This window comes from Streptomyces sp. NPDC127129, assembly GCF_042671585.1.
GTDB lineage: Bacteria > Actinomycetota > Actinomycetes > Streptomycetales > Streptomycetaceae > Streptomyces.
On sequence record NZ_JBHXTV010000005.1, the window covers coordinates 451,271 to 470,700 of the forward strand.

A 19,430-nucleotide genomic window follows, 5' to 3' on the forward strand; every position below is an offset into this window, starting at 1 on the left:
TCTGTTGGTTGCGCGCCTGCCGGCCATGCTGGTGTTCAGTCTATACATTCTCCTTAGCTCCACACAAAGAGACGCGGACCATCCGAATCGGATGGTCCGCTTCTTCGTTTCCGGTGGTCCCGGGGGTCAACCCCGTCCGCTGCCCAGTGCCTTACGGCCACCGCCCGGCGGAAGGGCCGGCCGCTCCTGGGGGCCCTGCTCGATCCGGAGGGCCAGCGCGGGACAGCGGCGTACGGCCCGCTGCGCCCGGCCCCGCAGGTGCATCGGCACGGAGGCGTCGGCGAGCGCCGGGTAGCCGTCGGGACCCAGTCTGATCAGCTCCGGCACGATGTCCGCGCAGAGCCCGTGGCCCTGGCAGAGCGTCCAGTCCACCGCCAGCTTCTCGCCGCTCGGGATCGACTCCTCCGCGTCCTGGTAGCCGGGGGCGGGGAGCGGGAGCACGCCGACGGTCGGGCGGCCGCAGCCGCCGTCGAGGACATGGGCGGCCAGATCGTCCGTGAAGGCCGAGAGGGTCGAGGCGAAGAACCGGGCCGAGCCGTCCGGGTGCTTGCACGCGCCGCGACCCTTGACCGCCTGGGTGACCTCCCGCAGCGCCTCCAGGGCGGCCGGGCCGCCTCCGTTCAGGACGTCGGACAGTCCGCCCGCCGCCGCGGGGAGCCCGAGCCGGCAGGGTCCGCACTGGCCTGCCGTCTCCGCCGCCAGCCAGTTCGCGACCCGCAGCGACTCGCCGAGCGGGCAGGTCTCCGGGCCGATCGGCAGGATCGCCCCGGCCCCCAGCGCGCCGCCGACGGCCGCCAGGGACGCGCGCGAGACGACGGCGTTGTCGACCGAGACCGAGTCGATCCAGTTGCCGTGGTAGCCGCCCGTGAGGACCCCCTGGGGCAGCAGCGGGGCGCCCGCCAGCTGGAGCACGTACCGCAGCGGGACACCCGTCGGCACCTCGACGACCATGGGGCGCGCGACCGCCCCGGAGAGCGTCAGCAGGACCGTGCCGGGCTCCGTGTCCAGACCGGAGTGCCCGTAGCGGCGCGGGCCGACCCGGGCGGCTATGGCCAGCTGGGCGTACGTCTCGGCGTTGGACAGCAGCGTCGGCGCGCCGCCCACGCCCGACTCCGCCGCGCGCTCCCGCCGGCCGGCCGGCAGGGCGGGCCCGCCGGCTGCCGCGCGGATCACCGCCGAGGCCTCTCCGGAGACCATCCGCTCCGGAGTCCGCACGACACGCGCGCGTAGCGCCTGCCCTCGCCGGTCGGTGAGACCCCGCTCGGCGAGCGCCGACCGGATGGAGATCTCCGTGGAGTTACGCGTCACGGCGACGATCAGCGTCCGGGCGCCGAGCGCCTCGGCGGCCAGCAGCGCGCCGTCGAGGATCAGGTGCGGGGCACGGTTGAGCAGGACCGTGTCCTTGCGGCAGGCGGGCTCGCCCTCACTGCCGTTGACGACGACCACGGGGCGCACCCCCCGCCGGATCGCCGCCTTGCCGACCGCCCTGAGTTTGCGGCCGAAGGGAAAACCGGCGCCCCCGCGCCCGTGCAGGGATATGTCGTCCGCGAGCTGGGCGAGCTGGTCGCCGCTCATGGGGTCCAGGGGCCCGTGCACCTTCAGGTGCATGTCGAGGCCGAGCCGCTCGACCAGGTCGAAGCCCTGGGTGAGCTGGGGCAGACCGACGACGCGGACCTCGGGGACGTCGGGGAGCGGGGCGTTCACGGGCGGTCTCCTGCGGGTGCGGTCCAGGGCTCACCCGCGGGAGGCGGGGTGGCGTAGGTCGAGGTCGGCTGCGGGGTCGTGTACGTCGGCACCGGGGGCGGGGTGGAGTACGCCGGGACGGAGGGCGGGGCCGTGTACATCGGCGCCGCGGGCGGCTCCTCGTACGACTGCATCGCGGGTGGGGTCGTGTACGTCGGCATCGGTGGCGAGGGAGAGGGCCAGTAGCCGGGACGGACGGGTGTGTCGGGGACGACGGGAAGCTCCTCGGTCAGGGGGATGCGTTCGGCGAGCGGGGCAGCGCCTTCGGGGGTGTAGGGAGGGGGCTCGGGCGGCGCGGTGGCGCGGGACACCGCGCGGTAGGCGGCCGAGAAGCCGCCGGGGACGCCGGGTGCGGGGCGGTCGAGCCACTCGGTGGACACGGTGGGGGGTTCGTAACGTGGTTCCTCGCCGTACGTGACGGCCGGATCGGCCGGTCCCGCGGCCAGGCCGGGCAGATCGCCGCGGTCGGGCTCGGGGGGCCGTGTCCGGCCTTCCACGGAGGCGAGGAGCCCGGCGAACCGGTCGGCGAGCGCCCGCTGTGTCGGGGCGGGCAGCATCCTGAGCGAGACGGCGGCGGCGACCGCGGTCAGCGCCAGGCAGTACATGACGACGACCCAGGTGGCGGCCGGCCGCCCCGTGTACAGACCGTGCACGAGGGCGAAGCACCAGGCCGGGTAGGCCAGCATGTGCAGCGGCCGCCAGCGGGCCGCGAAGCGGCTGCGGCCGGCCAGTGTGCTGCGCAGCGCGCCGGTGGACGCGGCGACGACCATGAGGAGACCGGCGAGCGAGCCGAAGCCGATGAGCGCCGACGTGCCCGTGATGCCCAGACCGAAGGGGACGAGGGCTCCGATGAGTTCCACATGGCCGAGCGAGACCTTGACGGTGCCGTGCAGCAGCAGGAAGCCGAGCGAGGCGATCGCGGTGGCGCGATGGATGCCCTGGGCGAGCAGCCGGTGCCGGGTCGACAGCAGCAGCCGGTCGGTGGCGATCAGACCCCACGCGACCGACGCGGTCAGGGACAGCAGCGACAGCACGCCGCTGGTGAAGTCGAGCGCGGCCCGGAATCCGTCACTGCCGCCGATGGCGAGCAGAGGAATGATCACCAGTGCCGCGACCGATATCCCGCCCTGCACCGGTCTGCTCAAACCGGTGCGCTCGGCGGGGGTGGAGCGGATCTTGCGATGAGGGTTCATGGGGGCGACTCCGAATGGTGCGGATTAAGAGGTCCCGTTGCCGCATGCTAGGTCGCCCCATACCAGGCGGTAGGTGGTTTGCACGTTTACAGCGCGCAGGACGCGTAACTGACTTTTGGGTTGCCCCGGATAAGGTCGATACGCGGAGTAACCCGGGCGGCTCGGGCGGCCCGGCCGCACGGTGGAACGCCGGTGCGGCCCGCACGGGCCCTGCGGTACCCTGACGCCATGCGTGCCGTACGCCTTCTGCTTAGCGAGCCGCGCTGATCAGTCCCGACGGATGAGAGATCCGGTCGGAATCGGCGCGGCGTCCCCTCCTGTGCGAGGGGATTTTTCATTTCGTGGCAGTGCAGTTCGCCGGCAGTGGGCAGAGACGATCGATGGAGCTTCAAGGATCATGAGCGAGATGAATTCGGCTGCCGAGACGGCGGCCCCGCATCGGTACACGGCGGCCATGGCCGCCGACATCGAGGCACGCTGGCAGGACTTCTGGGACGCCGAGGGAACCTACGAGGCTCCCAACCCGACCGGTGACCTGGCGGGTGACGCTGCGGTCGCCGCACGCCCCAAGAAGTTCATCATGGACATGTTCCCCTACCCCTCGGGCGCGGGCCTGCACGTCGGTCACCCCCTGGGCTACATCGCCACCGACGTCTTCGCCCGGCACCAGCGCATGACCGGGCACAACGTGCTGCACACCCTGGGCTTCGACGCCTTCGGCCTGCCGGCCGAGCAGTACGCCGTGCAGACGGGCACGCACCCGCGCGTGTCCACCGAGGCCAACATGGAGAACATGAAGGTCCAGCTGCGCCGGCTGGGCCTGGGCCACGACAAGCGCCGGTCGTTCGCCACGATCGACCCGGAGTACTACAAGTGGACCCAGTGGATCTTCCTGCAGATCTTCAACTCCTGGTACGACGACGAGGCGAAGAAGGCCCGCCCGATCGCCGAGCTGGTCGAGCAGTTCGAGAACGGCACCCGTGAGATCCCCGGCGCCGGCACGCGCGCGTGGAGCGAGCTGGGCGCCACCGAGCGCGCCGACGCCCTGAGCGAGTACCGCCTGGCCTACGCCTCCGACGCGCCGGTCAACTGGTGCCCCGGCCTGGGCACCGTCCTGGCCAACGAGGAGGTCACCGCCGACGGCCGCTCCGAGCGCGGCAACTTCCCCGTCTTCAAGGCCAAGCTGCGCCAGTGGAACATGCGCATCACCGCCTACGCGGACCGCCTGCTGGACGACCTGGACGCGCTGGACTGGCCCGAGGCCATCAAGCTGCAGCAGCGCAACTGGATCGGCCGCTCCGAGGGCGCCCGCGTCGACTTCCAGGTCGGCGAGACCGGCGCGATCACCGTCTTCACCACCCGCCAGGACACCCTGTTCGGCGCCACGTACATGGTTCTGGCCCCGGAGCACGACCTGGTCGAGAAGATCGTCCCGGACGCGTGGCCGGCCGGTACCCACGACGTGTGGACGGGCGGGCACGCCACGCCGGCCGACGCCGTCGCCGCCTACCGCAAGCAGGCCGCCTCCAAGTCCGACGTCGAGCGCCAGGCCGAGGCCAAGGACAAGACCGGCGTCTTCACCGGCGCGTACGCGACCAACCCGGTCAGCGGCGAGCAGGTCCCGGTCTTCATCGCCGACTACGTCCTGATGGGCTACGGCACCGGCGCCATCATGGCCGTCCCGGCGCACGACACCCGCGACTTCGCGTTCGCCCGCGCCTTCGAGCTGCCGATGCGCTGTGTCGTCGAGCCGAGCGACGACCGTGGCACCGACCCGTCCACGTGGGACGACGCCTTCGCCTCGTACGAGGCGAAGCTGGTCAACTCAGCGAACGACGAGATCTCCCTGGACGGCCTGGGCGTCGTCGAGGCCAAGGCGAGGATCACCGCCTGGCTGGCCGACCGCGGCATCGGCGAGGGCACCGTCAACTTCCGTCTGCGCGACTGGCTGTTCAGCCGCCAGCGGTACTGGGGCGAGCCCTTCCCGATCGTCTACGACGAGGACGGCGTCGCACACTCGCTGCCCGAGTCGATGCTGCCGCTGGAGCTGCCCGAGGTCGACGACTACTCGCCGCGCACCTTCGACCCGGACGACGCCGACACCCAGCCCGAGACGCCCCTGTCCCGCAACGAGGACTGGGTCAACGTCACGCTGGACCTGGGCGACGGACCGAAGAAGTACCGCCGCGAGACCAACACCATGCCCAACTGGGCCGGTTCCTGCTGGTACGAGCTGCGCTACCTGGACCCGAACAACTCCGAGAAGCTGGTCGACCCGGCGATCGAGCAGTACTGGATGGGCCCCCGTGAGGGCATGCCCACCGGCGGCGTCGACCTGTACGTCGGCGGTGCCGAGCACGCCGTACTGCACCTGCTGTACGCGCGGTTCTGGTCCAAGGTGCTGTTCGACCTGGGCCACGTCTCCTCGGCCGAGCCGTTCCACAAGCTGTACAACCAGGGCATGATCCAGGCCTTCGTCTACCGGGACGCGCGCGGTATCGCCGTGCCGGCGGCCGAGGTGGAGGAGCGTGACGGCGGCTTCTGGTACGAGGGCGAGAAGGTCAGCCGCGTCCTGGGCAAGATGGGCAAGTCCCTGAAGAACGCCGTCACGCCGGACGAGATCTGTGCCGAGTTCGGCGCCGACACCCTGCGTCTGTACGAGATGGCCATGGGTCCGCTGGACGTCTCCCGCCCGTGGGACACGCGCGCGGTCGTCGGCCAGTACCGGCTGCTGCAGCGGCTGTGGCGCAACATCGTCGACGAGTCGACCGGCGAGGCGACGGTCGTCGACACCGCGGACGCCGACATCGACGCGGACACGCTGCGCGCCCTGCACAAGGCGATCGACGGTGTCTCGCAGGACATGGCGGCCATGCGCTTCAACACCGCCATCGCCAAGGTCACCGAGCTGAACAACCACCTGACCAAGGTGGGCGGCCCGGTCTCCCGCCCGGTCGCCGAACGGCTGGTCCTGCTGGTCGCCCCGCTGGCACCGCACATCGCCGAGGAACTGTGGCGCAAGCTGGGTCACACCGACTCGGTCGTCCACCAGGACTTCCCGGTCGCCGACCCGGCGTACGTCGTGGACGAGACCGTGACCTGCGTCGTGCAGATCAAGGGCAAGGTCAAGGCCCGCCTGGAGGTCTCCCCGGCGATCACGGACGCGGAGCTGGAGGCGCTGGCACTGGGTGACGCGAACGTGGTCGCGGCGCTGGGCGGAGCCGAGATCCGCAAGGTGATCGTGCGCGCGCCGAAGCTGGTCAACATCGTCGCCTGACAGCCGCACCGGCACGCATGGGGGCTTTCCCCTACGGGCAGGTTGGGGGTTCCAGGGGAACCACCGGCCTGCCCGTTCCGTTTACCGTGGAAGAACGACAGCCGAGGGAACTCGACCCACGCCGGAGGGGCGCACATGGAAGCCGCGATTGTGATCATGGCGCTGCTCTTCTTCGCCTTCGTGGCGCTGGGGGTCTACGCGACCGTGAAGGTGGTCAAGGCCGCCAAGCGCGGCGTCGACCGTACGATCCACCAGGCCCGGCGCACCGTCGAGGACACCACCCTGCGCGCCAAGAGCTTCGGGCAGGCCGGGGTCGGCGGTGACCTGGCCCAGCTGCGACTCTCCCTGCGCACCTCGATGCGCGCGACGCAGGACGCCCTGCAGGCGGGTGTCGCCGAGGACGCCTCGCTGAAGGAGTCCCTCGACCTCTTCCAGCGGCTCACCGCCCACGGCCGCGAACTGGACGAGGACCTCAAGCGCCTGGAGCGCGAGCCCGACCGGGCGAGGGTCGCCGCACAGCTCAAGGACCTGCGGGAGCGCACGGAGCGGATCACGCACGCGGCCGACTCGCTGCGCTGGGCGGCCAGGGACCGGGCGCGGCAGTTCGCGGAGGACGACCTGACCTCCCTGAGCGCCCAGATCGACCTGGAGGCGGGCGCGCTGCGCCACTGGTCCGGGGCGACCGCCCAGGACCAGGCATCGGACGACTTCTCCTGGCCCGACGCGGGTGCCGGCGCGCCGGGCGCCGAGCGGGGACAGGTGTGGCCCGGTGAGGCCGACGGCCGGGCCACCGCGTCCACGTCCGCTTCCGCAGCGTCCGAGTCCGCCGAGGCGGATGGAGCGAACGCGGGGCAGCGAGCGGACACGGCGGCCCCCGGGCAGCAGCCGCCGCAGGCGATCACGGCCCGCGACCCGCGCCGGACCGCCTATCCGTGGGAGAAGACGGCGCGCCCCGAGACCACGAACTGACCTCCGGCCGACGCCGAGGAACGCGCCGACGTCGCGGAACGCGGGGCCGGGCTGCCATGGGGCCGCCCCGGCGGGTAACCTCCCGCTCATGTCCCGGCATGTCGCGATCGTCACCGATTCCACGGCCTACCTGCCACCCCAGACGATGGAGCGGCACGGCATCACCGCGGTCCCGCTCACCGTCGTCATCGGCGACAGAGCGCTGGAGGAGGGGACCGAGATCTCGGCCCGCTCGCTGGCCCAGGCGCTCCAGAAGCGGCGGCCGGTGACCACCTCGCGGCCGGGCCCCGAGGTCTTCGCGGCGACCTACCGCGCGGCGGCCGAGGCCGGGGCACGGGGGATCGTCTCGCTCCACCTCTCCGGTGAGTTCTCGGGTACGTACGACGCCGCCGTTGTCGCCGCCAAGGACGCTCCCGTACCGGTCAGGGTGGTCGACACCCGCATGGTGGGCATGGCGCTCGGCTTCTGCGCGCTCGCGGCGGCCGAGGTCGTCGACGCCGACGGCTCGATCGACGAGGCGGTCGCCGCCGCAGAGAAGCGCGCCGCCGGCACCTCCGCCTTCTTCTACGTCGACACACTGGACTATCTCCGCCGCGGAGGCCGGATCGGAGCCGCGCAGGCCCTGCTCGGTTCCGCGCTCGCGGTGAAGCCGCTGCTCCAGCTCGACGGAGGCCGGATCGAGCTGCGCGAGAAGGTACGGACGGCGTCGAAGGCGATCGCCCGGCTGGAGGAGATCGCCGTCGAACGGGCAGGCACCGGAGCCGTCGACATCGCCGTGCACCATCTCTCCGCCCCCGAGCGGGCCGCCGTGCTGGCCGACCGTCTGCGGGAGCGCGTGCCGGGGATGGAGGAGCTGCAGGTCAGCGAAGTGGGAGCGGTGATCGGGGCGCACACGGGTCCCGGGCTGCTGGCCGTCGTCGTGTCGCCCCGCTGACGTTCACATCCCTCGTGTGAGTGACGGGTTTTTCCACAACTGGGCGTCTGTCCACGGAAATCGACGCGTCTCAGCGGATTCGGACGGATGTGCCTACCGTCCTGTCCATGGCTCTTCGCACACCTCTCGCATCCCGTCCGCCGACGCGTGACTCCGCGCGTCGCAACAGTCGTCCCGCCGCGTCCAGCGGTCCCGGCCGCGCGCCCGGATCGGACGGGCGCATCCGCGTCCGCGGGCGCGGTTCGCCCCCGACGAGGCCCCGAGGGCGGGCACGTCGGGGAAGCGCGAGCGCGGTGAACGGCGCCGCCGTACGACGCCGGGGCGAGGCGCTGTTCCTCGACGCGGCCGGGCCCGCCGTGTCGCCCCCGTCGCCGTTGCCGTCGCCACAGACCCCGCCGGCGCCCCCGTCGGAGTGGGGAGCGCGTGAGGTCGTCGCGCCACCGGGCCACCTGGAGGAGAGGGTGGCCGCCGGGCGGTGGCAGCGGCTGCGGCTCGCGCTGGGGGAGCGGTTACCGGTCTGGGTCCAGTCCCGGTGCGGTCTGGAACCGCGGACGCTTGCCGCGCTCGCCGTGGTGCTCGTCGTGGCCGCCGGGTTCGCCGGCCGGTACTTCTGGACGGGGCGGCCGGAGGCCGTCAGGGCGCCGGAGATCGTGCGGGCGGCTCCGGTGCCGGAGAGCGGCGCGACCCCCGTGGTCTCGGCGGTGCCGACGAGCGCGGCACCGCCCTCGGGCGTCGTGGTCGACGTGAGCGGCAAGGTGCGACGGCCCGGAGTGCTGACCCTGCCGACCGGATCGCGGGTCGCCGACGCGCTGCGGGCGGCCGGCGGAGTCCGACCGGGGACGGACCTCACCAACCTCAACCGCGCCCGGATCCTCATGGACGGAGAACAGGTCGCCGTCGGCGTGCCGGCGGCTGCGGTCGTGGGTGGCGGTGGGGGTGCGGTCGTGGGCACGGGGCCGGGGGCCGCTGCGGGTACACGGGCGGCACCGCTGAGCCTCAACACGGCGACGGTCGAGCAGCTCGACACCCTGCCGGGGGTCGGACCGGTTCTGGCCCAGCACATCGTCGACCACCGTACGGAGCACGGCGGCTTCCGGTCGGTCGCCGAGCTGCGCGAGGTCAACGGCATCGGAGAGCGCCGGTTCGCCGACCTGTCACCTCTGGTCCGGCCATGAGCGCGCCCCATGCACTCGAGGAGGGGCCGGTCGACCTCCGGCTCGTGCCACCGGCGCTGGCGGCGTGGGGCACGGCGGCCTGGGCGGTGGGAGCCGCCGGGTGGATGGTGGTCGCGGGGGCGCTGGCCTGTCTGGCGGGGGCGGCCGCCCTCCTGGCGGCCTTCCGGGTTCGGCCCGGGTGCGCGCTGCGGGCCACCGCGGGCGCGGCCGTGCTGCTCTGCGCCGCCGCCGGTGCCGCGTCGGGCGGGTTCCACGCGGCGGACCTGCGGCGAGGGCCGGTGCCCGGCCTCGCGGAGGAGTACGCCCGGGCGAGGGCGGAGGTGACGGTCACCTCCGACCCACGGCTCACCCGGGCCCGGATCCGGGGCGACCGGTCGGCGCCGGTCTCCGTCGTGCTGGACGCCGAGGTGACCCGGATCGAGGCGAAGGGTGGAGCCGCGCACCGGACCAGGACTCCGGTCCTGGTGGTCGTGCCGTCCGGGGAGGCCCAGCGCGAGTGGCTGCGGCTGCTGCCCTCGACCCGGCTGCGGCTCACCGCACGGCTCGCGCCCCCGATGCACCCGGACGACCGGTTCGCGGCGGTGCTTCGGGTGCACGGGGCCGGACCGCCACGGATCACCGGGCCGCCGAGCACCGCGCAGCGCACGGCGGGGAAGCTCCGGGCGGGGCTGCGCCGCGCGACGGAGGACCTTCCCCGGGACGCCCGGGCCCTGTTGCCCGGCCTGGTCGTCGGTGACACCTCGCGGATCGAACCGGAGCTGAGCGACGCCTTCGAGGCCACGGATCTCACCCACCTCCTCGCCGTGTCAGGCTCGAACCTCACCATCGTGCTGCTCCTGCTCATCGGACGGCCGGGTACGGCGATGCGGGCGGAACGCGGCGGGCTCGCGCCCCGGCTCGGGCTCTCGTTGCGGTCCACCGCGGTCGTCGGGGGAGGGCTGACGCTGGCCTTCGTCGTCGTGTGCCGGCCGGATCCGAGCGTGTTGCGGGCGGCGGCCTGCGGCGCGGTCGCGCTGCTCGCGATCGGCACGGGCCGCCGCAGGTCGCTCGTCCCCGCGCTGGCCGCGGCGGTACTGGTCCTGGTGCTCTACGACCCATGGCTCGCGCGGAGTTACGGATTCCTGCTCTCGGTCCTGGCCACCGGAGCGCTGCTGACCGTGGCGCCGCGCTGGAGCGACGCGCTGCGGCGCCGCGGGGTGCCGGGGAGGATCGCCGAGGCACTGGCGGCGGCCCTGGCCGCCCAGGCGCTGTGCGCGCCCGTGGTGGCGGTCTTCGCCGCCCGGGTGAGCCTGGTGGCGATCCCCTGCAACGTGCTCGCCGAGTTGGCCGTGGCGCCGGCCACGGTTCTGGGGTTCGCCGCGCTCGCGCTTGCCCCGGTCTCGCTGCCGGCGGCGGAGCTGATGGCGAAGGTCGCGGCCTGGCCCGCCGGGTGGATCGCCGGCGTGGCCCGGGCCGGTGCCGCACTGCCCGGGGCGGAGACGGAGTGGCCCGGCGGATGGTGGGGTGCGCTGCTGCTGGCCGGTCTCTTCGGGCTGGTGGCGCTCGGGGCGTGGAAGCTGCCCTTCCGGCGGAGGATCGCGGCGGGCTGTGCCGTCCTGCTGTTCCTGGCGGTGGTGCGACCCCCGCCGCTGACCCGGCTGGTCAACGGCTGGCCGCCGCCGGACTGGTCGTTCGCGATGTGCCAGGTGGGCCAGGGAGACGCGACGGTGCTGGCCGCCGGTGGTGGTGCGGCGGTCGTCGTGGACGCGGGGCCCGACCCGGCCCTCGTGGACCGGTGTCTGCACGATCTCGGGATCAGCACGGTTCCCCTGGTGGTGTTGACGCACTTCCACGCGGACCATGTCGCGGGGCTGCCCGGAGTGCTGCGCGGGCGGTCGGTCGGGGCGATCCAGACGACCGGGCTCGAAGAGCCCCCCGGGCAGGCGGCGTTCGTGCGCCGCACGGCCGCCGAGGCGAGAGTGCCCGTCGTCAGGGCCGGGTCCGGGGAGCGCAGACGACTGGCCCCGCTGGAGTGGCAGGTGCTGTGGCCGCGGGCGCGGGCCGGCGCGGTGGGGGCGGAGGAGTCGGGGCCGAACGACGCCAGTGTCACGCTGCTCGTCCGGACCGGGGACGGGCTGCGGCTGCTGCTTCTGGGAGACCTCGAACCACCGTCCCAGCAAGGCCTGTTGCGGGCCTATCCGGGGATGGGGCCGGTGGACGTGCTCAAGGTCGCCCACCACGGATCCGCCCATCAGGATCCCGGGCTGATACGGGCGGTCAGGCCGCGGCTGGCGCTGGTGTCGGCCGGCCGGGACAACCCGTACGGTCACCCCTCGCCCCGGACGGTCGAGGCATTGCGGGCGGGGGGCGCGGAGGTGCTGCGGACGGACCGGGACGGCGCGATCGCGGTGACGGGGGCGGGCGCGGGGCTGCTGGCCGTGCCGAGCGTGCGACGACACTTGTAAAGAAACGCTTGTAAAGGAGTCTTTCTAAAGATAGCTTTTCATCATGTCGGAGCACGAGACGGCGGCCCCGCCGCCAGGCGACGAGCAGCCGCGCAGTGTCAGCCTCACGGACGCCCGCGCCCTGCGGGCCTACGCCCACCCCACGCGGATGACCCTGGTCGGTCTGCTGCGCCGGAGCGGGCCCTTCACCGCGACCCGGGCGGCCGAGCTGACCGGGGAGTCGGTGGCCAGCTGCTCGTACCACCTGCGCATACTCGCCAAATACGGGCTGGTGGAGGAGGCGCCCGGTGGCCGGGGGAGGGAGAAACCCTGGCGCGCGACCGCCCGGTACACCGAGTGGCCGGGCGACAGTGAGGACGCGTCCGTCGCGGAGGCGGCGGACGCCCTGAGCGCCGCGGTCGCCGAGCGGTACTTCGAACGGGTCCTCCGGGCCATGGAGGACCGGCACCGGCTGCCCAAGGAGTGGCGGGAGGTCGAGATGTTCGGCGACACCCTGCTCCACCTCACGCCGGCCGAGCTTGCCACCTTCAGCCGGCAGGTCGACGAGTTGCTGCGGCCGTACGAGGACCGCGCGGCCGACGTCTCCCTGCGGCCCGAAGGGGCCAGGCCGGTCAGCGTGCTGCGGATCGCGTATCTGGACCGAGAGATTCCCGAGGAGATCCCCGAACTCCTCCACGACGACGATGAGGAGTGAGGAATGAGAGTGGCGCAACGCATACCCGCGCTGCTGCGGGAGCGGACCTTCCGGCGGTACTGGACCGGCCAGACCGTCTCGCTCGTCGGCGACCAGATCTCCCTCATCGCGATTCCGCTCGCGGCCGTGCTCGTCCTCGGTGCCGACGCCGCGGAGATGAGCTGGCTCAAGACCGCGGAGCTGCTGCCCGCGCTGCTGCTCAACCTGCCCTTCGGGGCCTGGGCCGACCGGCAGGCGAAACGGCGGCGCGCCATGATCGCGACCGACCTCGCGCGGGCCGCGCTGCTGCTGACCCTCCCCGTCGCCTATCTGCTGGACGCCCTCACCCTCGGGCAGCTCTACTTCGTGGCCTTCGGGGTCGGTGCGCTGGCCGTGCTCTTCGAGGCGTGCAACGCCTCGCTGTTCGTGGCGCTGGTCCCGACCGAGAGCTATGTCCAGGCCAACTCACTGGTCAACGGCAGCCGTTCGATGGCCTGGCTGGCGGGTCCCAGCGCGGGCGGCGTACTCGTGCAGATGCTGACGGCGCCCATCGCCCTGGTCGCCGACGCCCTCACCTACCTCGTCTCGGCGGGCCACCTGGCCCGGATCAGACCCGTGGAGCCCCCGCCGGCACCGGGCGGCAAGGGCCACTTCACCGAAGGCCTGCGCTGGCTCCTCCGGGAGCGGTCCATGCGGGCGCTGTTCGCGGCCTCGGGAACGATCCAGTTCTTCAACTACATGTTCCACACGCTCTTCGTGCTCTACGCCACCGTCGAACTGGGCCTCAGCGCCGGTGTTCTCGGAGCCGTGCTCGGCGCGGGAGCGGTAGGAGGGCTGATCGGCGCCGCGTGCAGCGGGGCGGTCGTGCGCCGGATCGGGATCGGCCCCTCGATCGTGTGCGGCTTCGTCGGCTTCACCGCGCCACTGCTGCTCATACCGCTCGCCCAGGGCCCCACCGTCCTCGTCGTCGCGCTGCTGTTCACGGCGGAGTTCCTCTCCTGCGTCGCCGTCATGATCGTCGACATCGCCGCGGCGTCGTGGCAGATGGCGCTGATACCCGAGAACATCCGGGCCCGGGTGATGGGCGCGTTCCGCACCCTCAACCACGGCTTCCGCCCGATCGGAGCGCTCGCCGCCGGTGTGCTCGGCACGGCCGTCGGGCTGCGCCCGACGCTGTGGATCGCCACCGTCGGAGGCTTGTTCGCCGTGCTGTGGCTGCTGCCCTCGCCGCTCGCCCGTACCCGCGAACTGCCCACGCCCGCCCAGGATCCCGTACCCACGGCCTGAGCCCGGCCCAGCGCCGGGCGGCTGTCAGACCAGCCACTCCCCGGCGCGCATCAGCTCCCGGTCCGCCAGTTCGTCGACCTCGCGCCACGCCTTCACCGACCTGGGGGTGACCCGGAGGTAGACCCAGGCGGGCCGGCCGCGCGGATCCCAGGCCAACTTGGCCGCGAAGGCGTCGGCCGAGGCAGCCGGCAGGTCGGCGCCCTCCACCGCCTCCGCCGTGCCGTCGATCAGCACCACGTCCCGGGTGTGGCCGAGGCTGAGCCGGACCTCGCCCTTCGGGGTGAGATTGCGGGCCGTGGGGTTGGTCCGCTTCGTGCAGAGCAGAAGGGTCCCGCGGCCGGGCAGTCCGTCCTGGACGTCCCAGACGAAGGAGAGCGGCACCAGGCACGGTTCGTCGGGGCCGGAAGCGGTCGCGACCCAGAGGTCCTCGTCCTGCGCGAGACGGGTGAGGACGTCCTCCTTGCGCTGCGAGCGGGGACGCGGAAGGGGCAAGGGCGGTTCATGATCGGGCATGACCCGGACGGTACGGGAGGCGGTGCGGGGGCGCCTCGGGCCACCGGCCTCGGGCATCCGACCTAGGACCAGCGCCTCATGGCCGCGCCGGGGGCGTGACGGCAGACTCGGAGCATGACCACTCATACCCAGCGGGCTTCGGACAGCGCGGACAGGGCGGACACGGGGGAGACGGCGGAGGCGGTGGGCACGGTGGACGTGCCGGTCGAGGCCTATCTCCGGCGCATCGGAGCGGCCCGACCGGAACGCCCGGACCTGGTCGCTCTGCGCGACCTTCATCTGCGGCATCTGAGGGCCGTCCCCTTCGAGAACCTGTCGATCCATCTCGGCGAGGACATCGTCCTGGAGGAGAAGGCGCTGCTCGACAAGATCGTCGGCGCGGGCAGGGGCGGGTTCTGCTACGAACTCAACTCCACCTTCGCCGTCCTGCTGCGCGAACTGGGCTTCACCACCACGCTCCTTCAGGCGCGTGTCGTCGGCAAGGACGGCCGGCTGGGCATCCCGTACGACCACATGGCGGTGCTGGTGGAGACGGCGGAGCAGGGCAGGTGGCTCGTGGACGTCGGGTTCGGCGACCACAGCCATCTCCCGCTGGCGCTGGACGAGCGGGGCGACCAGCCCGATCCCGCGGGCACGTTCCGCCTCGTGGAGACCGAGGACGGCGACCTGGACGTGCTGCAGGACGGCGAGCCGCGCTACCGGCTGGAGCTGCGGCCGCGTGTGCTCGCGGACTTCACGGCCGGGGCCTGGTACCACCGCACGTCCCCGGACTCGCACTTCACGCGCTCGCTCATCTGCTCCCGGCTCACCGAGGAGGGCCGGATCACTCTCAGCGGCCACAAGCTCGTGACGACCGTGCACGGCGGGGAGCGGACGGAGCGGCTGATCGACGGGGAGGAGGAGGTACGGGCGGCGTACCGGGACCTGTTCGGCATCGAGCTCGCCGAGCTGCCGGCCGTACCGCCTTCGCGGGAGCGTGGGGCCGCGGGCGCCGGCTCCGACGTGGGCCCCGGCCCCGGCTCCGGCTCGGGCTCCGGCTCGGCGTCGGCCGCGGACGGTTCGGACCCGTCCGCGTAGGGGCCGCGCGGCTCCCTACGGTGCCTCCAGCCAGCCTTCGTACTCCGCGGCGAGTCCGTCCAGCGCCGCGGAGTCCAGCCGGCCTTCCGGGTCCTCCACCACCACCAGCCACTGCGCGTCCTCGGCGTCGTCCTCGCCGGCCAGGGCGTCCCGTACGAGCTGAGGCTCCTGGGCGACCGCGAAGCGGGCGGGAAGCTCTTCGGCGACCTCCTCGGCGGCGTCGCGGTCGGGCAGTACCAGTACGTGTCGTTCACTCACCTCGCCATTCTCGGGCATGGGGAACGGTGTCAGTGGCCCGTGGGATGCTGGACGCGATGGCCACCAGGAAGAATTCGAACGACGACCTTCTCGCCCCCGTCACGCTCGCCGTGGGGCAGGAGGACCTGCTCCTCGACCGCGCCGTCCAGGAGGTGGTGGCGGCCGCGCGGGCCGCCGACGCCGACACGGACGTACGGGACCTCGCCCCCGAGCAGCTCCAGCCCGGGACACTCGCGGAGCTGACGAGCCCGTCGCTCTTCGCCGAGCGCAAGGTGCTGGTCGTGCGGAACGCGCAGGACCTCTCCGCGGACACGATCAAGGACATCAAGGGGTACCTCGGCGCGCCCGTCGAGGAGATCACCCTGGTGCTGCTCCACGCGGGCGGCGTGAAGGGCAAGGGCCTGCTCGACGCGGCACGCAAGGCGGGCGCGCGGGAGGTGGCCTGTCCGAAGACGACGAAGCCGGCGGAGCGGCTGACGTTCGTACGGCAGGAGTTCCGGGCGCTGGGGCGGTCGGCCACGCCCGAGGCGTGCCAGGCGCTGGTCGACTCGATCGGCAGCGACCTGCGGGAGCTGGCGTCCGCGGTCGCGCAGCTGACGGCGGACGTCGAGGGGACGATCGACGAGGCGGTCGTCGGGCGGTACTACACGGGGCGGGCCGAGGCGTCGTCGTTCAACGTGGCGGACCGTGCGGTGGAGGGGCGGGCGGCGGAGGCGCTGGAGGCGCTGCGCTGGTCGCTCTCGACCGGCGTCCCGCCGGTCCTGATCACCAGCGCGCTGGCGCAGGGCGTCCGGGCGATCGGCAAGCTGTCCTCGGCGCGGGGCGGGCGGCCGGCGGACCTTGCACGGGAGCTGGGGATGCCGCCGTGGAAGATCGACCGCGTGCGGCAGCAGATGCGCGGCTGGACGCCGGACGGGGTGTCGCTGGCGCTGCGCGCGGTGGCGGAGGCGGACGCGGGCGTGAAGGGCGGCGGGGACGACCCGGAGTACGCGCTGGAGAAGGCGGTGGTCGCGGTGGCTCGGGCGGCGAGGTTGCGCCGGTAGGGACCGTGGCAGGTTGCTTGCCCCACTCCACCTCACCCCACTCCACCTCACCCTCCCCGGAGCCCTGCCGGGATCGGGTTCCCAGGAACCCTCCCGGGGCCCGGTGGGCGCCGATGCAGCCGGCCCCGGGTGCGGCGAAGGCCCCGTGGGCTTCTGGGGAAGAAGCGCGCGGGGCCTTCGGCGTGGTGCTTTGGTGGGCTCGTACACGCGTGGCGAACGCGTGTCGCGTACGAGTCCGGGGTACCGGTTGGGAGCGGGAGAGAGGGCCCGCTGGGTCCCGTCCGGCGTTACATCAGAGCTCAGCCCTGCAGAGCGGCAACCTTGGTGGCCAGCGCCGACTTCTTGTTGGCGGCGGCGTTCTTGTGGATGACGCCCTTCGAGACAGCCTTGTCGAGCGCGCGGGAGGCGGCGCGAGAAGCCACGACGGCCTTCTCGACGTCACCCGCGGCGACGGCCTCGCGGGCCTTGCGGATCGCGGTCTTGAGCGAGGACTTGACGGCCTTGTTGCGCAGGCGCGCCTTCTCGTTCGTCTTGTTCCGCTTGATCTGGGACTTGATGTTCGCCACGAAAAGAGCCTTTTCAGGTTCGGTGTTGTTTCTGAGGTGTGCCTCTGCGCTGAGAGCGCGTACGAGACACAGCTGTCCACGGTATCAGGGCCCGTAACCTCTGCCCAAACCGAGCGGAGCCGCTCACTCGTGGGACCATGGAGCCTACGTATCCAACCGACCATCGCCCCGAGACGAGACCTTGCGTGCCCGCGACTCCTACCCACGTGCCTGAGCCGAGCCGTACCGACCCGGCGTTGATCCGCAATTTCTGCATCATCGCGCACATCGACCATGGCAAGTCCACGCTTGCCGACCGGATGCTCCAGCTGACCGGTGTGGTCGACCAGCGGCAGATGCGTGCCCAGTACCTCGACCGGATGGACATCGAGCGCGAGCGCGGCATCACGATCAAGTCCCAGGCCGTACGTCTCCCCTGGGCGCCCACCGAGGGCGAGGGTCAGGGGAAGACCCACATCCTCAACATGATCGACACCCCCGGGCACGTCGACTTCACCTACGAGGTCTCGCGGTCCCTGGCGGCCTGTGAGGGCACGATCCTGCTGGTCGACGCGGCCCAGGGCATCGAGGCGCAGACCCTCGCGAACCTGTACCTCGCGATGGAGAACGACCTCACGATCGTTCCCGTGCTGAACAAGATCGACCTGCCGGCCGCCCAGCCGGAGAAGTTCTCCGAGGAGCTCGCCAACCTCATCGGCTGCCAGCCCGAGGACGTGCTCAAGGTCTCCGCGAAGACCGGTGTCGGTGTCGACGCGCTGCTCGACCGGGTCGTCCGGGACGTCCCCGCCCCGGTCGGCGTCGCCGACGCGCCCGCCCGCGCGATGATCTTCGACTCCGTGTACGACTCGTACCGCGGTGTCGTGACCTATGTGCGAGTGGTCGACGGGCAGCTCAACAAGCGCGAGCGCATCAAGATGATGTCGACCGGCGCCACCCACGAGCTGCTCGAGATCGGTGTCTCCTCGCCGGAGATGACGCCGTCCGACGGTCTCGGCGTCGGCGAGGTGGGCTACCTCATCACCGGTGTGAAGGACGTCCGCCAGTCCAAGGTCGGTGACACGATCACCTCCCTGAACAAGGGCGCCACCGAGGCCCTCGGCGGTTACAAGGACCCGAAGCCGATGGTCTTCTCGGGCCTCTACCCGCTGGACGGCTCGGAGTACCCGGACCTCCGCGAGGCCCTCGACAAGCTGCAGCTCAACGACGCCGCGCTGGTCTACGAGCCGGAGACCTCCGCCGCGCTCGGCTTCGGCTTCCGCGTCGGCTTCCTGGGTCTGCTCCACCTCGACGTGATCCGTGAGCGGCTCGAGCGCGAGTTCGGGCTCGACCTGATCGCCACCGCCCCCAACGTGGTCTACCGCGTGGTCATGGAGGACGGCAGCGAGCACACGGTCACCAACCCGAGCGAGTTCCCCGAGGGCAAGATCAACGACGTGTACGAGCCCGTCGTACGCGCCACGATCCTCGCCCCCAGCGAGTTCATCGGCGCGATCATGGAGCTGTGCCAGACGCGTCGCGGCACCCTGATCGGCATGGACTACCTCTCCGAGGACCGGGTCGAGATCCGCTACACCCTGCCCCTCGCCGAGATCGTCTTCGACTTCTTCGACCAGCTGAAGTCCAAGACGCGCGGTTACGCCTCCCTCGACTACGAGCCCACCGGCGAGCAGGCGTCCAGCCTGGTCAAGGTCGACATCCTGCTGCACGGCGACAAGGTCGACGCCTTCTCCGCCGTCACCCACAAGGACGCCGCGTACGCGTACGGTGTGCGGCTCGTCGCCAAGCTGCGCGAGCTCATCCCGCGGCAGGCCTTCGAGGTGCCCATCCAGGCCGCGATCGGCTCCCGGGTGATCGCCCGCGAGACCATCCGCGCCATCCGCAAGGACGTCCTCGCCAAGTGCTACGGCGGTGACATCTCCCGTAAGCGGAAGCTGCTGGAGAAGCAGAAGGAAGGCAAGAAGCGGATGAAGATGGTCGGCTCCGTGGAGGTCCCGCAGGAGGCCTTCATCGCCGTCCTGTCGAGCGACGACTCCGCCGGCGGCAAGAGCAAGAAGTGATCAGCTGTTTAGCTGACTGATACATCGAACGGGTCTCCGCGCGGACAGTGCGGGGGCCCGTTCGGCGTTCGTTCTGTTATCAACCGGGTATGAAGAGTCGGCCGCCAGGCTCTTACGCGTCGGACTTCGGCCATCTACTCTGATCCCCGAATCGAAGGTTACTCGCCAGTTAGATACGCACCGCCAGATCGCACCACCCGCAGGCACCGCCGCCGCCCGGA

The 19,430-nt window shown here is 72.1% G+C and carries 15 protein-coding genes; 10 read left to right on the top strand and 5 right to left on the bottom strand.

Features of this window, described 5'->3' with window-relative positions; translation table 11 throughout:
* Nucleotides 1–126: 126 nt before the first annotated feature.
* Nucleotides 127–1,704 (bottom strand): NADH-ubiquinone oxidoreductase-F iron-sulfur binding region domain-containing protein, encoded by a 1,578-nt coding sequence (locus ACFVGW_RS12865; RefSeq protein WP_385851974.1) that lies wholly within the window; start codon nt 1,702–1,704, stop codon nt 127–129.
* Nucleotides 1,701–2,936 carry a hypothetical protein gene (locus ACFVGW_RS12870; protein WP_385851975.1) on the bottom strand — a complete coding sequence of 412 codons (1,236 nt, stop codon included), beginning with the start codon at nt 2,934–2,936 and terminating at the stop codon, nt 1,701–1,703. Before ACFVGW_RS12870 ends, ACFVGW_RS12865 begins: the two co-directional genes overlap by 4 nt.
* A 397-nt stretch (nt 2,937–3,333) precedes the next feature.
* Here ACFVGW_RS12870 and leuS point away from each other — a divergent pair, with 397 nt between their 5' ends.
* From leuS to ACFVGW_RS12905, 7 genes are all read left to right on the top strand, one after another.
* Complete coding sequence (leuS, locus tag ACFVGW_RS12875) at nt 3,334–6,213, top strand: leucine--tRNA ligase (RefSeq protein ID WP_385851976.1); 2,880 nt, start codon at nt 3,334–3,336, stop codon at nt 6,211–6,213.
* 135 nt (nt 6,214–6,348) lie between these two features.
* Nucleotides 6,349–7,182 carry a hypothetical protein gene (locus ACFVGW_RS12880; RefSeq protein WP_385851977.1) on the top strand — a complete coding sequence of 278 codons (834 nt, stop codon included), beginning with the start codon at nt 6,349–6,351 and terminating at the stop codon, nt 7,180–7,182.
* A gap of 88 nt (nt 7,183–7,270) precedes the next feature.
* Nucleotides 7,271–8,116, top strand: coding sequence for a DegV family protein (locus ACFVGW_RS12885; RefSeq protein WP_352187885.1), 846 nt, complete (start codon nt 7,271–7,273; stop codon nt 8,114–8,116).
* Nucleotides 8,117–8,223: 107 nt separating this feature from the next.
* Nucleotides 8,224–9,291: a helix-hairpin-helix domain-containing protein gene (locus tag ACFVGW_RS12890; protein WP_385851978.1), complete on the top strand. Its 1,068-nt coding sequence runs from the start codon at nt 8,224–8,226 to the stop codon at nt 9,289–9,291.
* Nucleotides 9,288–11,735 carry a ComEC/Rec2 family competence protein gene (locus tag ACFVGW_RS12895; RefSeq protein ID WP_385851979.1) on the top strand — a complete coding sequence of 816 codons (2,448 nt, stop codon included), beginning with the start codon at nt 9,288–9,290 and terminating at the stop codon, nt 11,733–11,735. The genes ACFVGW_RS12890 and ACFVGW_RS12895 overlap by 4 nt, the downstream gene beginning before the upstream one ends.
* Nucleotides 11,736–11,778: 43 nt before the next feature.
* Complete coding sequence (locus tag ACFVGW_RS12900) at nt 11,779–12,429, top strand: winged helix-turn-helix domain-containing protein (RefSeq protein WP_385851980.1); 651 nt, start codon at nt 11,779–11,781, stop codon at nt 12,427–12,429.
* A 3-nt stretch (nt 12,430–12,432) separates the two neighbouring features.
* Nucleotides 12,433–13,695: an MFS transporter gene (locus tag ACFVGW_RS12905; RefSeq protein ID WP_385851981.1), complete on the top strand. Its 1,263-nt coding sequence runs from the start codon at nt 12,433–12,435 to the stop codon at nt 13,693–13,695.
* A 24-nt stretch (nt 13,696–13,719) separates the two neighbouring features.
* Here ACFVGW_RS12905 and ACFVGW_RS12910 read toward each other — a convergent pair whose 3' ends face one another.
* The gene (locus ACFVGW_RS12910) at nt 13,720–14,208 is read right to left on the bottom strand and encodes a pyridoxamine 5'-phosphate oxidase (protein WP_385851982.1); all 489 of its coding nucleotides are present in this window, start codon (nt 14,206–14,208) and stop codon (nt 13,720–13,722) included.
* A gap of 114 nt (nt 14,209–14,322) precedes the next feature.
* On the opposite strand from ACFVGW_RS12910, the gene ACFVGW_RS12915 reads away from it, so the two are divergent.
* The gene (locus ACFVGW_RS12915) at nt 14,323–15,285 is read left to right on the top strand and encodes an arylamine N-acetyltransferase (protein ID WP_385851983.1); all 963 of its coding nucleotides are present in this window, start codon (nt 14,323–14,325) and stop codon (nt 15,283–15,285) included.
* Nucleotides 15,286–15,300: 15 nt separating this feature from the next.
* Here ACFVGW_RS12915 and ACFVGW_RS12920 read toward each other — a convergent pair whose 3' ends face one another.
* Complete coding sequence (locus ACFVGW_RS12920; RefSeq protein ID WP_385851984.1) at nt 15,301–15,561, bottom strand: hypothetical protein; 261 nt, start codon at nt 15,559–15,561, stop codon at nt 15,301–15,303.
* A gap of 38 nt (nt 15,562–15,599) precedes the next feature.
* On the opposite strand from ACFVGW_RS12920, the gene holA reads away from it, so the two are divergent.
* On the top strand, nt 15,600–16,586 hold the full coding sequence (gene holA / locus ACFVGW_RS12925) for a DNA polymerase III subunit delta (RefSeq protein ID WP_383291168.1): 987 nt from the start codon (nt 15,600–15,602) through the stop codon (nt 16,584–16,586).
* 299 nt (nt 16,587–16,885) lie between these two features.
* On the opposite strand, the gene rpsT is transcribed toward holA, so the two are convergent.
* Entirely contained in the window at nt 16,886–17,152 is a 267-nt protein-coding gene (rpsT, locus tag ACFVGW_RS12930) for a 30S ribosomal protein S20 (protein WP_137989361.1), read from the bottom strand.
* Between the two features lie 185 nt (nt 17,153–17,337).
* Between rpsT and lepA the strand changes: the two genes are divergently transcribed.
* Nucleotides 17,338–19,209, top strand: coding sequence for a translation elongation factor 4 (gene lepA, locus ACFVGW_RS12935; protein WP_352187893.1), 1,872 nt, complete (start codon nt 17,338–17,340; stop codon nt 19,207–19,209).
* The last annotated feature ends 221 nt before the right edge of the window (nt 19,210–19,430 follow it).

Bases quoted from the DNA above. Each gene is read 5' to 3' on its own strand.
- ACFVGW_RS12870 (WP_385851975.1), bottom strand. From the start codon at position 2,936: ATGAACCCTCATCGCAAGATCCGCTCCACCCCCGCCGAGCGCACCGGT.
- leuS (WP_385851976.1), top strand. From the start codon at position 3,334: ATGAGCGAGATGAATTCGGCTGCCGAGACGGCGGCCCCGCATCGGTAC.
- ACFVGW_RS12880 (WP_385851977.1), top strand. From the start codon at position 6,349: ATGGAAGCCGCGATTGTGATCATGGCGCTGCTCTTCTTCGCCTTCGTG.
- ACFVGW_RS12885 (WP_352187885.1), top strand. From the start codon at position 7,271: ATGTCCCGGCATGTCGCGATCGTCACCGATTCCACGGCCTACCTGCCA.
- ACFVGW_RS12890 (WP_385851978.1), top strand. From the start codon at position 8,224: ATGGCTCTTCGCACACCTCTCGCATCCCGTCCGCCGACGCGTGACTCC.
- ACFVGW_RS12895 (WP_385851979.1), top strand. From the start codon at position 9,288: ATGAGCGCGCCCCATGCACTCGAGGAGGGGCCGGTCGACCTCCGGCTC.
- ACFVGW_RS12900 (WP_385851980.1), top strand. From the start codon at position 11,779: ATGTCGGAGCACGAGACGGCGGCCCCGCCGCCAGGCGACGAGCAGCCG.
- ACFVGW_RS12905 (WP_385851981.1), top strand. From the start codon at position 12,433: ATGAGAGTGGCGCAACGCATACCCGCGCTGCTGCGGGAGCGGACCTTC.
- ACFVGW_RS12910 (WP_385851982.1), bottom strand. From the start codon at position 14,208: ATGCCCGATCATGAACCGCCCTTGCCCCTTCCGCGTCCCCGCTCGCAG.
- ACFVGW_RS12915 (WP_385851983.1), top strand. From the start codon at position 14,323: ATGACCACTCATACCCAGCGGGCTTCGGACAGCGCGGACAGGGCGGAC.
- ACFVGW_RS12920 (WP_385851984.1), bottom strand. From the start codon at position 15,561: ATGCCCGAGAATGGCGAGGTGAGTGAACGACACGTACTGGTACTGCCC.
- holA (WP_383291168.1), top strand. From the start codon at position 15,600: ATGGCCACCAGGAAGAATTCGAACGACGACCTTCTCGCCCCCGTCACG.